Origin of the sequence: Flavobacterium gossypii, assembly GCF_014138495.1 — a bacterium.
Classification (GTDB): Bacteria; Bacteroidota; Bacteroidia; order Flavobacteriales; family Flavobacteriaceae; genus Flavobacterium; species Flavobacterium endophyticum.
Genome location: NZ_JACJIS010000003.1, coordinates 74,076 through 87,744, shown reverse-complemented (window position 1 = coordinate 87,744; position 13,669 = coordinate 74,076). Strand labels below are relative to the sequence as shown.

At 36.8% G+C, this 13,669-nt stretch carries 15 protein-coding genes; 3 read left to right on the top strand and 12 right to left on the bottom strand.

Annotation, left to right across the window (positions count from 1 at the left end):
- Positions 1-16 precede the first annotated feature (16 nt).
- Positions 17-2,212 (top strand): DNA helicase RecQ, encoded by a 2,196-nt coding sequence (recQ, locus tag GGR22_RS13425; protein ID WP_121376725.1) that lies wholly within the window; start codon positions 17-19, stop codon positions 2,210-2,212.
- A 155-nt stretch (positions 2,213-2,367) separates the two neighbouring features.
- Here recQ and GGR22_RS13420 read toward each other — a convergent pair whose 3' ends face one another.
- Entirely contained in the window at positions 2,368-2,607 is a 240-nt protein-coding gene (locus GGR22_RS13420) for a hypothetical protein (protein ID WP_182494086.1), read from the bottom strand.
- 103 nt (positions 2,608-2,710) lie between these two features.
- Here GGR22_RS13420 and GGR22_RS13415 point away from each other — a divergent pair, with 103 nt between their 5' ends.
- Complete coding sequence (locus GGR22_RS13415) at positions 2,711-3,763, top strand: DUF2891 domain-containing protein (RefSeq protein ID WP_182494085.1); 1,053 nt, start codon at positions 2,711-2,713, stop codon at positions 3,761-3,763.
- Positions 3,764-3,826: 63 nt separating this feature from the next.
- A complete protein-coding gene (locus GGR22_RS13410) occupies positions 3,827-5,395 on the top strand; it encodes an NAD(P)/FAD-dependent oxidoreductase (protein WP_182494084.1) in 1,569 nt (522 codons plus the stop codon).
- On the opposite strand, the gene GGR22_RS13405 is transcribed toward GGR22_RS13410, so the two are convergent.
- The 11 genes from GGR22_RS13405 to GGR22_RS13355 all read right to left on the bottom strand — a co-directional run bounded on the left by GGR22_RS13405 (position 5,392) and on the right by GGR22_RS13355 (position 13,665).
- On the bottom strand, positions 5,392-5,607 hold the full coding sequence (locus tag GGR22_RS13405) for a hypothetical protein (RefSeq protein WP_182494083.1): 216 nt from the start codon (positions 5,605-5,607) through the stop codon (positions 5,392-5,394). The two genes, GGR22_RS13410 and GGR22_RS13405, sit on opposite strands and share 4 nt — an antisense overlap.
- A gap of 120 nt (positions 5,608-5,727) precedes the next feature.
- The gene (locus tag GGR22_RS13400) at positions 5,728-6,081 is read right to left on the bottom strand and encodes a hypothetical protein (RefSeq protein ID WP_182494082.1); all 354 of its coding nucleotides are present in this window, start codon (positions 6,079-6,081) and stop codon (positions 5,728-5,730) included.
- A gap of 519 nt (positions 6,082-6,600) precedes the next feature.
- Positions 6,601-7,812, bottom strand: a complete 1,212-nt coding sequence (locus tag GGR22_RS13395) for a Shedu immune nuclease family protein (protein WP_182494081.1) — start codon at positions 7,810-7,812, stop codon at positions 6,601-6,603.
- Positions 7,813-7,889: 77 nt separating this feature from the next.
- Entirely contained in the window at positions 7,890-8,987 is a 1,098-nt protein-coding gene (locus tag GGR22_RS13390) for a hypothetical protein (protein WP_182494080.1), read from the bottom strand.
- 160 nt (positions 8,988-9,147) lie between these two features.
- On the bottom strand, positions 9,148-9,708 hold the full coding sequence (locus GGR22_RS13385; RefSeq protein WP_182494079.1) for a hypothetical protein: 561 nt from the start codon (positions 9,706-9,708) through the stop codon (positions 9,148-9,150).
- Positions 9,709-9,714: 6 nt separating this feature from the next.
- Complete coding sequence (locus GGR22_RS13380) at positions 9,715-10,389, bottom strand: hypothetical protein (protein WP_182494078.1); 675 nt, start codon at positions 10,387-10,389, stop codon at positions 9,715-9,717.
- A gap of 14 nt (positions 10,390-10,403) precedes the next feature.
- Entirely contained in the window at positions 10,404-11,033 is a 630-nt protein-coding gene (locus GGR22_RS13375) for a hypothetical protein (RefSeq protein WP_182494077.1), read from the bottom strand.
- A gap of 275 nt (positions 11,034-11,308) precedes the next feature.
- Positions 11,309-11,725, bottom strand: coding sequence for a hypothetical protein (locus GGR22_RS13370; RefSeq protein WP_182494076.1), 417 nt, complete (start codon positions 11,723-11,725; stop codon positions 11,309-11,311).
- 518 nt (positions 11,726-12,243) lie between these two features.
- Positions 12,244-12,555, bottom strand: a complete 312-nt coding sequence (locus tag GGR22_RS13365; RefSeq protein ID WP_182494075.1) for a hypothetical protein — start codon at positions 12,553-12,555, stop codon at positions 12,244-12,246.
- Positions 12,556-12,579: 24 nt separating this feature from the next.
- Positions 12,580-13,098 carry a hypothetical protein gene (locus GGR22_RS13360; protein WP_182494074.1) on the bottom strand — a complete coding sequence of 173 codons (519 nt, stop codon included), beginning with the start codon at positions 13,096-13,098 and terminating at the stop codon, positions 12,580-12,582.
- A gap of 12 nt (positions 13,099-13,110) precedes the next feature.
- Positions 13,111-13,665: a hypothetical protein gene (locus tag GGR22_RS13355; RefSeq protein ID WP_182494073.1), complete on the bottom strand. Its 555-nt coding sequence runs from the start codon at positions 13,663-13,665 to the stop codon at positions 13,111-13,113.
- Positions 13,666-13,669: the final 4 nt, after the last annotated feature.

Here is a 13,669-nt window from a genome sequence, read left to right as displayed (position 1 = left end):
ATACCATTAAAAAAGAATGAATTCAAACGAAATTGACATCCACAAAGAATTAAAAAAATATTTTGGCTTTGGCCAATTTAAAGGATTGCAAGAACAAGTTGTCAAGAGTATCATAACCCAAAATAATACATTCGTTATTATGCCCACGGGTGGCGGAAAATCCCTCTGCTACCAGCTGCCTGCCCTGATTAAGGATGGAACAGCAATCGTAGTTTCCCCGCTAATCGCACTTATGAAAAATCAGGTCGATGCTATCAGGAGTCTTTCTTCTGAAAACGGAATCGCCCACGTTTTGAATTCATCACTTACCAAGACCGAAATTGCCCAAGTCAAGAAGGATATCGTTTCGGGAATCACCAAATTATTATACGTAGCGCCTGAGTCGCTTACCAAGGAAGAATACATACAGTTCTTGAGAAGCGTGCCGCTTTCGTTTGTGGCTATAGACGAAGCACACTGTATTTCGGAATGGGGACATGATTTCCGTCCGGAATATAGAAACCTGCGAACCATCATAAAGCAGCTGGGCGACATTCCTGTGATTGGATTGACAGCTACGGCTACGCCAAAAGTGCAAGAAGACATCTTGAAGAATTTGGATATGGTGAACGCCAATACGTTCAAAGCGTCTTTTAACAGGCCGAATCTGTTTTATGAAGTACGTACCAAGACAAAAAATATTGAATCGGATATTATCCGTTTCATCAAACAACATAAAGGGAAATCGGGAATTATTTATTGCTTGAGCCGTAAAAAGGTAGAAGAAATTGCACAGGTATTACAAGTAAACGGTATCAGTGCCGTTCCGTATCACGCAGGATTGGACGCTAAAACACGTGCCAAACACCAAGATATGTTCTTGATGGAAGATGTGGATGTTGTTGTAGCAACGATTGCCTTTGGTATGGGAATCGACAAGCCAGACGTTCGTTTTGTGATCCACCATGATATTCCGAAATCATTAGAGAGTTATTATCAAGAAACGGGCAGGGCAGGACGTGACGGTGGCGAAGGTCATTGTTTGGCCTACTATTCGTATAAAGATGTAGAAAAATTAGAAAAGTTCATGTCTGGAAAACCTGTGGCGGAACAAGAAATTGGTTTTGCGTTGTTGCAGGAAGTCGTTGCTTATGCTGAAACTTCGATGTCGAGACGTAAATTCTTGCTGCACTATTTTGGTGAAGAATTCGACAGCGAGACTGGCGAAGGAGCCGATATGGACGACAATGTTAGAAATCCGAAGAAGAAAGTGGAAGCAAAAGACCAAGTGGTCAAATTGCTGAAAGTAGTTCGCGATACCAAACATTTATACAAATCAAAAGAGATTATTTTTACGCTGATAGGCAAGATTAATGCTACGATAAAAGCGCATAAGACCGATACGCAGAAGTTCTTTGGTAGCGGTTCTGATTTTGAGGAACGTTATTGGATGGCTTTGATTCGTCAAGTTTTGGTTGATGGCTATCTGTCAAAAGATATTGAGACCTACGGCATATTAAAACTTACCGAAAAAGGCGCTGCCTTTATCCAGAATCCGACTTCATTTATGATGTCGGAAGACCATGAATATAACGAGACGGAAGACGAGGCTATCGTTACGGCGGCAAAATCATCGGGTACTGCTGATGAGGCTTTGATGGGCATGTTGCGTGACTTGCGTAAAAAAGTAGCTAAAAAGCTAGGTGTTCCTCCTTTTGTGGTTTTCCAAGATCCGTCTTTAGAAGATATGGCTTTGAAATATCCTATTTCTATTGAAGAATTGGGAAGCGTTCATGGCGTTGGGGAAGGAAAGGCTAAAAAATATGGAAAAGACTTTGTCGAGCTGATTGCCCGCTATGTAGAAGACAACGATATTATCCGTCCGGATGATTTGGTGGTGAAATCTACAGGAGCGAACTCGGCGTTGAAATTATACATTATCCAGAACGTTGATCGAAAACTTTCTTTAAACGATATTGCCAAAGCCAAAGGATTGGATATGGATGTCTTGCTGAAAGAAATGGAGCAGATCGTGTATTCTGGAACGAAATTGAATATCAAATATTGGATTGACGACATTTTGGATGAAGACCAGCAGGAAGAAATCCATGAATATTTTATGGAGTCGCATTCGGACAATATAAAAGATGCGTTGAAAGAGTTTGATGGCGATTATGATATTGAAGAACTTCGATTGATGCGGATTAAATTTATTAGCGAAGTAGCGAATTAACTTGGGATTTTTGATATAAGATTTTAGATTTATGGCTTAATATATGAGATTTCAGGAGGTAGTGCTTTCTGGAATCTTTTTTTTGGTTCAATTCGAAATCAAAAGTCATAGAATATGAAATACCCTATCAAAAATCAAAAATCATAAATCCAAAATTATTCCTCCCAAACTTCTCCACGGTGCGGTTTTAAAGCATCACGAACGGCAATCATATTTTCTTCGGCAACGACCATATAGGCAATAGCGTGCATTTCGTTGATGGCCTCGAATCCGGTGATATTTAGCGGTAGTTTTTCGGCTTGGATGAATTCTTTAAGATGGATTTCGTGGTGCTCTGCTGTTTTTGCGCCAGCAGGTCCTCTGAAATCCCAGATGAGTTTTATTTTTCTTGACATGGGTGTGTTCTGTTTAGGAATGCAAATCTACAAACTTAAAATGGCTTGTTCTTTTTTTGCGGCAAATTAGCCGTAAAAGTTTATTTTTGGGAAAAGATGCACCATGAAATTATCTCACTACTTTTTTCTTCTTTGCTTCCAGTTCGGGTTTTCGCAGGAACTGACGTTAGAAAAGGCGAACCATCTGGCGACACTGCCTATCAAGTGTTTGCAACAGGAATATCCGAACAAATTAGGTCAGTTGTTGCAAGACAGTACCGAATTGCAATCGCCTAAAGCATTGCATCCTGCATTTTATGGTTGTTTTGACTGGCATTCATCGGTGCATGGGCATTGGAGCTTGGTGTATTTGTTGAAGAAGTTTCCGGATCTGGCCAAAAAGGAGGAAATCATCAGCAAGCTGCATACTAATCTTTCTAAAGAAAATATCCAAAAGGAAATCGATTATGTTTCTAAGGCGCATGAAAAGTCGTTTGAGCGTACGTATGGCTGGACATGGCTGTTGAAACTGCAGTTGGAGCTAGAAACTTCTTCGGAACCGTTTGCCAAAGAATTGGCAGGCAACTTAAAGCCTTTGTCTGACCTTATTATTCAAAGGTATATCGAATTCTTGCCTAAACTATTGTATCCGGTGAGGGCGGGAACGCATTCGAATACGGCTTTTGGGCTTAATTTTGCTTGGGATTATGCGGTGTATTCTAAGAATGTAGCTTTGCAGAAAAGCATCAAGGAGAATGCCATCAGGTTGTTTGAAAAGGATAGGGAATGTCCGTTGAATTGGGAACCGAGCGGGACGGATTTTCTTTCGCCTTGCTTGGAAGAGATTGGAACCATGCAACGTATTTTGCCTAAAGCGGAATTTTTGAAATGGTTAAAGGATTTTTCGAAGCCGCTGTTTGACAAAAAGTTTAATTGGGACGTAGCGCGAGTTTCGGACAGAACGGACGGACATCTGGTACACTTGGACGGTTTGAATTTTAGCCGTGCTTGGAATTTGTATTACTTAATCAACCAATATCCTAAGGAGTTTTCGCATTTGAAGGCTTTGGCAGACCATCATCTTGATTTTTCGCTTCCTTCTGTCGTAGATGGCAATTATGAGGGCGAGCATTGGCTGGCTTCGTTTGCGTTGAGGGCTTATGAGGAAAAGCGATAGTCTGAAAATTGTACTGCTTTTTGGAGGGTTACAAACATCTTTAAATTTTTCTACCTTTGCGCCATGCCAAGAGAATTTCAAATACAGGTGACGCCAGAGGTGGCTGCCAATCCGCAATTATTGACCGAACATGTTGCCAAGCTGATGCAGGTAAAACCTGCAGAGATCAGGCATGTTGCTATCATCAAGCGTTCTATTGACGCGCGCCAAAAGGCAATCAAAATCAATCTTAAGATTCAGGCCTACTGGAACGAGGCGTATGAGGAAACTAAAATTGGATTGCCTGATTATAAAGACGTGTCTGGAAAGCAGGAGGTGATTGTGATAGGCGCGGGGCCTGCGGGCTTGTTTGCGGCGTTGCAATTGATTGAGCTGGGACTAAGGCCTATCGTGCTGGAACGTGGCAAAGACGTGCAGGAACGCCGTCGAGATTTGAAGGCAATTAATAGGGATCATATCGTAAATGAGGATTCTAACTATTGTTATGGTGAGGGAGGCGCGGGAACGTATTCTGACGGCAAATTATACACGCGTTCTAAGAAGCGAGGCGATGTGGACCGTATCTTGGAATTGTTTGTAGGCTTTGGAGCTTCGGAAGAGATCTTGATAGAGGCACATCCGCATATCGGGACGAATAAATTGCCGAAGATTATCAAGGCGATGCGCGAAAAGATTATTGAGTTTGGCGGCATGGTGTTGTTTGACACGCGCGTGACGGATATTTTGGTGAAAGGAGATGCTGTTGAAGGCGTGCAGACACAAAAGGGCGACGTTATCAAAGCGGAGAAGATGATCTTGGCAACAGGACATTCGGCACGCGACATTTTTGAATTGCTGGATCGAAAGAAAATATATATAGAGGCCAAGCCTTTTGCCTTGGGCGTTCGTGCGGAGCATCCGCAGACGCTGATTGACAGCATACAATATAGTTGCGATTATAGGGGAGACTATCTTCCACCAGCGCCTTATTCGATTGTGAAGCAGGTGAATGGAAGGGGGATGTATTCTTTTTGTATGTGTCCGGGCGGGGTGATTGCGCCTTGTGCTACAAGTCGTGGGGAAGTGGTGACGAATGGCTGGTCTCCGTCTAAACGAGATCAGGAAACGGCCAACTCGGGTATTGTGGTGGAGTTAAAACTGGAAGATTTTAAGCCCTATGCTAAGTTTGGCGCTTTGGCAGGAATGGAATTCCAAAAAAGTATTGAACAAAGGGCATGGCATCTGGCGGGAGAGACGCAACGGGTTCCGGCACAGCGTATGGTAGATTTTACGCAGGGCAAGGTTTCGGCGGATATCCCGAAGACTTCGTATGTTCCGGGGACGACGCCTGTGGAACTGGGGCAGGTTTTTCCGGGCTTCTTGACGCAGATTTTGCGCGAGGGGTTTGTTCAGTTTGGGAAGTCGATGCGAGGGTATATGACGAATGAGGCTATTTTGCATGCGCCTGAATCGAGAACTTCATCGCCAGTGCGGATTCCGAGGGATGCTTATTCTTTGGAGCATGTGCAATTGAAAGGCTTGTATCCGTGCGGCGAGGGTGCGGGTTATGCGGGCGGTATTATTTCGGCCGCTATTGATGGGGAGAAATGTGCGTTAAAGATTGCGGAAAGCTTGGGGATTGCTACGGCCTAGGCCCATTGGGCTTCGGAAGGCATGAAAGAAGCTTCTAAAGGCATGAAATGAATTTCTAAAGGCGTGAAAAGAATTTCTAAAGACGTGAAAAGAGTTTCTAAAGGCGTGAAAGGAGTTTCTAAAGGCGTGAAATGAATTTCTAAAGACGTGAAAGGAGTTTCTAAAGGCGTGAAAAGAGTTTCTAAAAGCGTGAAAGGAGTTTCTAAAGGCATTAAATGAATTTCTACTCACTATAAACTACTAGCAGGGCGCATTTTTCTTTTTTCGGCGGCCCTACACTAAAAAAGCCTCTATTGGATAGAGGCTTTTTTGTTTATCACGTATTGTACTTATTATGGGCAAGGAGGGGCGGCACATTGCGCATTTAATGTTGATATGTTATCTCCTGCGATCAAAACTCCGGGACTGCCTACTGTAACCGTTACGACTGTAGCCGTTTTTGGGACATTAAAGATACGCCCTCCGGTAGCGGCAAGAACTCCGTCAAGATACCAATTGATGGTTCCTGGAGGCAGCGGGTCTCCTGCTATCTTTACCCTGATATGCGTTGCTGTACAGGATGCCACGCACAAAGAGTTGGCAAGCATCTTTTTGTGAGTAGCGGCTTCTTCTTTTTTAGAGTTGCTGCTGAGTGATGTAAACCCGAACAGTAGTAAGGGGATTGCTAATAAAAGTAGTTTTTTCATAAATGGTAGTGTGTAAAGGTTAATATAAAGTTCAAAACAATCAAATATAACGGATTGATTTTTAGGATGCTTACGGGTTTCCGTATGTGTGGGAAAATAATGAATAGATTCGTTTTGTAATTATCCGTATATAAATGATTACAAACGGCTATATGTTTATATAAGGTGTATGTTTGTAATGCAAACTTTATGAATGTTACTAAGTATAATTAGAAATACTTGTGAAGAGTTATGCAAAATTCTGAAAAGCAATGTAGCAGACTAGCTACAGATAATACCCAAAACGTATCAAAGGTAAAGGTGTGGTTAACACCGTCTCAATGTGAATTTATTGATTTTGTGCTGTTCTACGGGGCTTCGGAATTGTCGAAGTCTTTGCGGATCGTGCATGATTTGGCTTTATATCATTCTGATGTGCCTATTGGTGCAGAGGAAAAACGGGCACTTTTTGGAGTGAGGTGTTTGGGGAAGAAATTGAAAAAACCGCTGTGAGGCGGTTTTTTGTTTTTCTAGAATGTTTTACGAATTTTCTGCATTGTAAACAATGAATTTTGCACGTTCTAAAAGCTCGTCAAAAGTTATTATTTCAATATCATTTATACTTTTTCTAAAAATTTCAAATGAACTAAATTTTTCTTTATTAACCCCGAATTCGGTTTGAAATTCTTCTAGTTTGCCAATTAAAAGAAATGATTTTGGTTTATACATAAATATTTCTTCTCCAGTTGGATTTCCTGATTTATCTGATGGTGTTATTTTATTTACGAGATTTTCTAGAGAATTTTGTACTGTTTTTTGAATTTGAGTAATTCCACCAACAACTTCATTTGATGGAGGGAAAACAGCAGGTCGGTACTCTGCATTTAGCAATTTGGTATTTGGAGTTTTAATTTCAGCAAAACATAAGGAACTAATTATTCCTCGAGATTTCATTAATGCGTCGATTCTTTTACCACGATTTACAATGTCGTAACCCTGAACTACTTGTTCAAGTTTTTTATCCTGAAGTGGAACATTTATTATGTAATCTAATCCATAACCAAATATCCATGAGTTTTGTTCAAAATATAATTGCCATAATGCTTCATCTTTTTTTACATCTAATCTTGATTTAGCAGCAATAAAGTATTCTTCATCTGTAAGTAGTTTTTCAAATATTTCTAATTGAGCTTTCTTGTAAACTAAGTTCTTTATATCAGCTTCAGTTATCTTATTTTCTAATATTTCTGAAAATATTTCACGGTTTTCTTTATAGATAGTGTATGCTTGTTGTTTGGTTAAAGTAAGTTTGGCTAATTCGCTATCGCTTATACTAAACTTATTTTCATCTTCAATTTGAAGGTTAAATATATTTTTTATAAAATCCTGTAATATTTTGAGTTCATCCCCTCTAAATGAGAAATAAGTTTTATGAGGCATTCCTGTTGCGGTTGTATATTTTTGAATCTGAAGGGTAAATATGCCGCGACTATCTTCTAAAAATTTTGCAGTGATTTCTTGTCTATGACCACCTGAAATCCTCAATTTTACTTCGCCTTTTTCTTTAATGAATTCGAAAGAATGATCAACATCAACTACTTTAGAAGCATAGCGAATAGGAATTATTACTTCTTTCAACTCACCATCTACAACGTCAATTTTTTTAGAAGAAATTCTTTTTGAGACGTACGTCTTATTTGGAACTTTTCCAGTAAAATATTCAAATTCTTTAAAAGGATTGTCATCTTCCATAGTTGATGGTTTTTACATTTCTCATAACACAGTTTAGCTTGGTAATGGTGTTGGGGATTAGCATTGATAATCTCTTTCTACTCTTCTTCATTTTTAATTAAAAATTTATCGATTAAAACTTGTTTGTCTTTTTGTTCTAGATTTTTAAATCTATCCTTAACTATAGCAGTTTCTCGACGTAGTTCTATAGAAGGATTATCTTCTTCACCTTCATAAACTTCATGTGCATTTAATAGCTTTATTTCGTTTCCTTTTATGATATGATCTGTTATTACTGTACTAACTTCATCTATTTTTTTATCTATTCCGGTCTTGTCTATTTTTTTGTCCGTTTTTAATTTTTCTTTATGTTGTTCTGATATTTTTTCTTTTATAGAATCTTTAATATTGTCTAACATAACAATTTCACGTTCTTCTTCCATTTTTATGAGTTTTTTATTTCCCATATAAGAAGAAATAATCTCTTTTGCAATTTTGGATTTATAGAGAAGATATGCACCATAAACTTTTAAACCAGTTGTGATCAATTCTGTTAGGTCAATTGCAACATCTAGATCAATATTAAAAATGACATCTATTGAACCATTTTGTATTTCAACTAATGGTATTTCTTGAGGTGATTCTGATTTTAAAATTGTATGGTAAACCAATAATGTCCTATTCCAACGATGTAGAACCTTGGCAAAGTCCTTAAGATTTCCCGTAGATTGTAAATCCTTAAAGACAAGTGAAACAATTGCTTGTTCATCATTTGACCATTTGTTTAATTGGTCAGAAACATATTTTGAAAATGTGCCTTTTACAGTATTAAGTTCTGTCGCATTTGTATCAATTGTATCAATAAGTTTCTGTAAAATAGCATACAAGGTATGATAATAATCATTCGAATCTATTTGACTATTACTATCGATGTTTTCTAGATCTTCTATGGTTTCTAAGGAAGTAAAAGGAGTACTATCTTTCAAAACAATTTTTAATTCAGAATCTAACGAGTTGTTTTGTATATCATTTAGATAGGCCTTTATTTTATTTGACAAATCTTTCATGAAAACTAAATTCTGATTTTGTGACTGCTGAATTGCCTGAAAATAGTCTCCAATATCTCTTCTAAACCCTGATTTATTTACTAATTCGTCAAAGAGGTTAATTTTATTTAAGATGCTTTCAATATTCATATACTTTGCTGATTTGTAAATTTTTTAATGTTTTGCAACTTTTTAGCATGTCAAATGTACATTTTATAAAGAAAAATCAAATATTTTTACCAATTATTAGACAAAGTGCGCATATTTTACGTTAAAATAATCACGATATGAAATGAAATAGTGTAATTTGCTAAATGCTTTGAAAGCATTGTGTTTGATTATCTGAAATGTCACTCCATTTGTTTTCATTATAAATCCATCCTTGCCATTCAAATTCATTTTCATACCCAAGAATTATTAAAAAGCTTTGGTCGTCTGATATTGCTTTTGCTTGTCGGCTTTTGCTAATGATAGAATGTAAATACTCTAACTCATCGTTTATCTCTCCGTTTGGATAAGAAACTAAAACTTTAAGGTCTGCATTGGTGGTAAGCAAGTGGGAGACTTCTTTGTATAATCCGCTTCTGAAATTGTTTTCGTGTTCGAAAGCTATCCTGATGTCTTTGAACCAAAACTCGTTTTCTTTGATGACGTCTTCGGGTTTGTAGAATACTGCATCGAGGTAATAATAGTTTGAATAATAAAGTAGTTGTAATTTTTGTGCTACAGTGTGGAGTATGCCGTCTTGAGAAAAGACATGACTGGTGTAGACATGACTTTTTCTCCATATTTCGGATAATAGCTTTTTATCGTCTTTTACGGATTCGTGCCAAGCTTTATAGAAACAGACGGAGGTTATTTTGTCTTGCATTGCAGTTTATGAATTAGGAGTGTTTAATTTTTCTAGTACGAAATTGATATGCCAGAACAATCTTTCAAAAGATCCGTTGTCTAATGCTCTTTGTCCGGTTAGCATGCTGGTGAAAAATATGGGTACGCCTTTAAATTCTGTATCTGTGATGCGGTATGTTCCTAAATCATCGTCAAATGAAAAATCGAAATCCATCCAAACGCCTGTATCATTAACTTTGTCTTTGTCGAATCCCATAAAGTGCTTGGCCATTGCGTTTGAGACCACTATTATTTTGGGTTCTGCTTTTAGGATCATTTCTTTTGAGAGCAGTAATTGCTTGTAGACAAAATCGACACCGTTCTTTTCTTTTAATAACTCCCAAATGTATTTTTGTTTTGTTTCACGAAAATATAGTAGGTCGAGGTGTGTCCATGGGAGTTGGACCTTGTCGGATATTTTTATGAACTTTTTAAAATATTTGTATATTTTATCATTCTTTTCATTGTTTACAAAATGGCTCCCCAGCGTTAGATTTTTTCCAGAAAAAGAAGGATTGATTCCAATAAATAATATGGCATTTTTTATTACTTCTTCATGAACAACATAGCCTCTTGTGAACAAGTCTTTATTGATTGTTGCTTTGTTCCAGATTTCGTCTATTTTGTTTTGGTAGAGTTCTTTGATACTTATTTTTTCCATTTTTATTAGATTATTTAATTGGATTGATGGTTTTGTATGATTTCGTCTACATCAAAAACTTCGATATTCGCTAGACTGAATACGTCTTTTACTGATTGGATTTCTAGCTTATTGGCAGTTAGATATTCTTGCAGTCTTATTGCTAATCCGCCACTTTTTGAAAGCATATTTTTCCACCCAGCGTTACTTTGAAAAAAGTTTTTTACTTGTGGGCAACTTGCAACATATAGTTCTTTTTTCTTCCCGGTTTCAAATAGAAGCAAATTGACACAATCTGCGAAAACTTGTCTCTTTCTGGAATCATTGCCATTTTTCCATTCCGAAAATTTGAATTCGGCAATTCTAAGATTCGTGCTGAGATCAAATCTTTCTTTTCCTGTGCCAGCAGCAAGGGATATGCTTTCGATTTTCTCGTTTTCTTGTAAGATTGCCGGCAAAGAATTTAGTATTCCGGCAGCATGAACTATTTCGTCAATTTGTGCGCTAATTTTTTTTACAATAAGAGCTGCTTCGAATACTTTGTTTTGGTTATACTCAACAACTTGCGATTTGCCAATTAATTGGCTCGTGATTTCGTTAAGTTTTAGCTGTAGGCTTGTTTCTTTAAAGTCTGCTATCAGTTTTATTGCGGTTGTCTCTTCCATATTGTATGGATTGATTTATAGATTGGCTGGAAGCAGATATAGTTTTAATATTGAAATTCTATTTGCTTGAAATCAAATGTATTGATTTTTTAATCCAAAGTAAATTCTTACTAAAGTATTTGATAAAGCGTGTGTTTTTGACGATGAAGTGTTTGGTAGTATGGAATAAAAAAACCGCCTCATAGGACGGTTTTGTATTTTGCTGTAAGGGAATGTTACGTTTTGGATAGAGGTTGTCAAATGTTTTAAGACAGCTTAAGTCTTTTTACTGCTATTTATAAACCAAAAAAATACTCTATTGCCTCTGCTACGTTTTCTTTTGAGTTCAATAATTTTGTCAGTTCTATTTCTTTATAATAAGTGCAACCGCCACAGAGCGGCACTTTTTCTGTTGATTTGTATAGCTCGTCAATTCTTTTTAGCTCTACTTCTGTTAATGTAATGGTTTTTTTATCTGCTAATCTTTTACTAATAACAACAGCAAGAAAATTTTCTGCTGGAATTTTTGAGTATAATAATGCCCTGATCTGTTTGTGTTCTTTTGCATGTAAAAGGTTGGCAAACTTTATGATTACGGGTGTTTCTGAACCTCCATATCCGCATGCATAGCCTAATGTTACTTTTTCGACGCTTTGTTGCGAAAAGACAGGAATTGAAACTAGAAATAAGAATATTAAATATATTTTTTTCATAAATATAGCAGATGCACAGTTAGCTTTTGTTTTCTGGTTATAAATCAAATGTATTGAAATGTTTTGATGAGGCGTAAATAGTATTAAAGATTATGATATAAATTATAGTAGAAGAAATGGTTAAAAGATTGTTTTTTTAGAAGGTATTATTTTTTGTTTTTGCGTTGGTTCTTTTTTGCTTGTTTATATGCTTTTGTATTCGGAATTGTTGATACTGTTATCCCAGAATTATTATATGACCATTGCGAAAAGGGGATTTCATTTTCGAACTTTTTTCTTTTTGCGGGGTAGTCTACAATCTTGTCAAGCTCATTTATGAATTGTAAGATTTTTTTTGATTCTTCAAATTCATCTTGTGCAGAAGGAGTCCAGTAACTTTTGAATGAATAGGATTTTGTTTCTTTTAATTCAAAGAAGTAGGTAATTCCATCAAATCCTTGCTTCCAATTTTTTATCAGCTTGTCTGATGGAATTTCTTGAATTTTTAATGTGTCGTATAGGTTTTTAATTTGACGGACTTACTCTTGTCTTAAGGCATAACGTTTTACATATATTTCCGAAGGTAGACTATCGTCATATGTTCCGTTTACATGAAAGTAGATTTTATTTGAATTTTTGGAAAGTTCTATGATATATCTTGAGGAACTTATTCTTAAAAAACTGGCTTCGGATTTTGGGTTGATAAGATTTAATTTTTTAATGTCTTTTAAATGACGATAGTACCAAAAAGTAGTGTCGCTATCTTTTGTCAATTTTATCTCTCCTTGAAAATCTTGACTAAAAATTGTTGATGTTAGAGAGAGGAAAAAAATAAGAATAAATGATTTCATTTTAATTTGTTTTGCTATTTTCTGCTATACTACAGCTTTCTTCTTTTGATAAATTTGATAGGCCAAACCCATAATGGCTCCTATTTCGCCCCCGAGATATCCATAATTATGAATGGAGCCGACAATAAAAAAACTTCTGCAATCTTGTACGTCATAAGGAAAACAGCTCGGGTCGGTTTCTCCGCTTAAGGCTTCAATAACTCCTCCGAATATTCCAAATATAATAGCTGTACCTAATGTAATGAGTATGGCATTGAAGACGTATTTGAACATCAGCCTTGGGCTTTTGTGGATTAGTCCGACCAGGCCTTGAACAATGCCAATGTAGAGGCCGACCCACCATGTTGCTAAAAAGCCGATGAGGGCGGTGGTTAAACGGGGATTGTTACTTCCCCAATCTTGGAAGCCAAATTGCTCAAATTTGAATACTGTAAAGTATTCTGATGAAATGGTATAGGTTATCTGGTCGTGCAACGCTCCGTAGGTTCCGGCTAATAGGGTAGCGATTAGGATAGTGAGTAGTAGGATGCCTAGTTTTTTCATTAAAGCGGGAGCTTATTTGTTACGTACGATTTTCTCAAGTTTATTCAATTCACTATGCAAACCAAATTCATTGGTATCGACGTTTGATCCTAAGAATGTCGAAATGCCGCAATCAAAGCAAATTTTTGCAATTCCGACTATAGAGTCGTTCTTTTTAAAAATAAAGATGTCGCGATAGTAGGGCACACAAGAAAGAAATTCTGATGGTGTAGAATCTTGCTGGCTGAATATTTTTTCTACTTCTTTTTTCTTTAGCTCACTTAGTTCTGTTTTGGTAAATTTATATTTAACTAAGTCGGTTTCAAAATTGGGCCCTGAAACAGAATCTGGATAATCGCTGACTAATAATTGCCTTAATTTTTTTTGGTCTTTGTTTTCATTCTTCAGCTTTAAAAGATTAAGGATACTGTCTTCTGAAATGTTGAGATAGAAATGCTCGATCTTATCGGAATCGTAAAATTTTTTTAATTCTTTTTTTGAGGCTGGTTTTGTTGCTTGTATATTGTCTTTTTGGGTTGCTTTATTACAGCTTATGATTATTAGAAATAAAAATAAATAGTTCTTCATGTTT

Coding starts and splice junctions, on each gene's coding strand:
- recQ (WP_121376725.1), top strand. CDS start 17: ATGAATTCAAACGAAATTGACATCCACAAAGAATTAAAAAAATATTTT.
- GGR22_RS13420 (WP_182494086.1), bottom strand. CDS start 2,607: ATGTCAAGAAAAATAAAACTCATCTGGGATTTCAGAGGACCTGCTGGC.
- GGR22_RS13415 (WP_182494085.1), top strand. CDS start 2,711: ATGAAATTATCTCACTACTTTTTTCTTCTTTGCTTCCAGTTCGGGTTT.
- GGR22_RS13410 (WP_182494084.1), top strand. CDS start 3,827: ATGCCAAGAGAATTTCAAATACAGGTGACGCCAGAGGTGGCTGCCAAT.
- GGR22_RS13405 (WP_182494083.1), bottom strand. CDS start 5,607: ATGCCTTTAGAAACTCCTTTCACGCTTTTAGAAACTCTTTTCACGCCT.
- GGR22_RS13400 (WP_182494082.1), bottom strand. CDS start 6,081: ATGAAAAAACTACTTTTATTAGCAATCCCCTTACTACTGTTCGGGTTT.
- GGR22_RS13395 (WP_182494081.1), bottom strand. CDS start 7,812: ATGGAAGATGACAATCCTTTTAAAGAATTTGAATATTTTACTGGAAAA.
- GGR22_RS13390 (WP_182494080.1), bottom strand. CDS start 8,987: ATGAATATTGAAAGCATCTTAAATAAAATTAACCTCTTTGACGAATTA.
- GGR22_RS13385 (WP_182494079.1), bottom strand. CDS start 9,708: ATGCAAGACAAAATAACCTCCGTCTGTTTCTATAAAGCTTGGCACGAA.
- GGR22_RS13380 (WP_182494078.1), bottom strand. CDS start 10,389: ATGGAAAAAATAAGTATCAAAGAACTCTACCAAAACAAAATAGACGAA.
- GGR22_RS13375 (WP_182494077.1), bottom strand. CDS start 11,033: ATGGAAGAGACAACCGCAATAAAACTGATAGCAGACTTTAAAGAAACA.
- GGR22_RS13370 (WP_182494076.1), bottom strand. CDS start 11,725: ATGAAAAAAATATATTTAATATTCTTATTTCTAGTTTCAATTCCTGTC.
- GGR22_RS13365 (WP_182494075.1), bottom strand. CDS start 12,555: ATGAAATCATTTATTCTTATTTTTTTCCTCTCTCTAACATCAACAATT.
- GGR22_RS13360 (WP_182494074.1), bottom strand. CDS start 13,098: ATGAAAAAACTAGGCATCCTACTACTCACTATCCTAATCGCTACCCTA.
- GGR22_RS13355 (WP_182494073.1), bottom strand. CDS start 13,665: ATGAAGAACTATTTATTTTTATTTCTAATAATCATAAGCTGTAATAAA.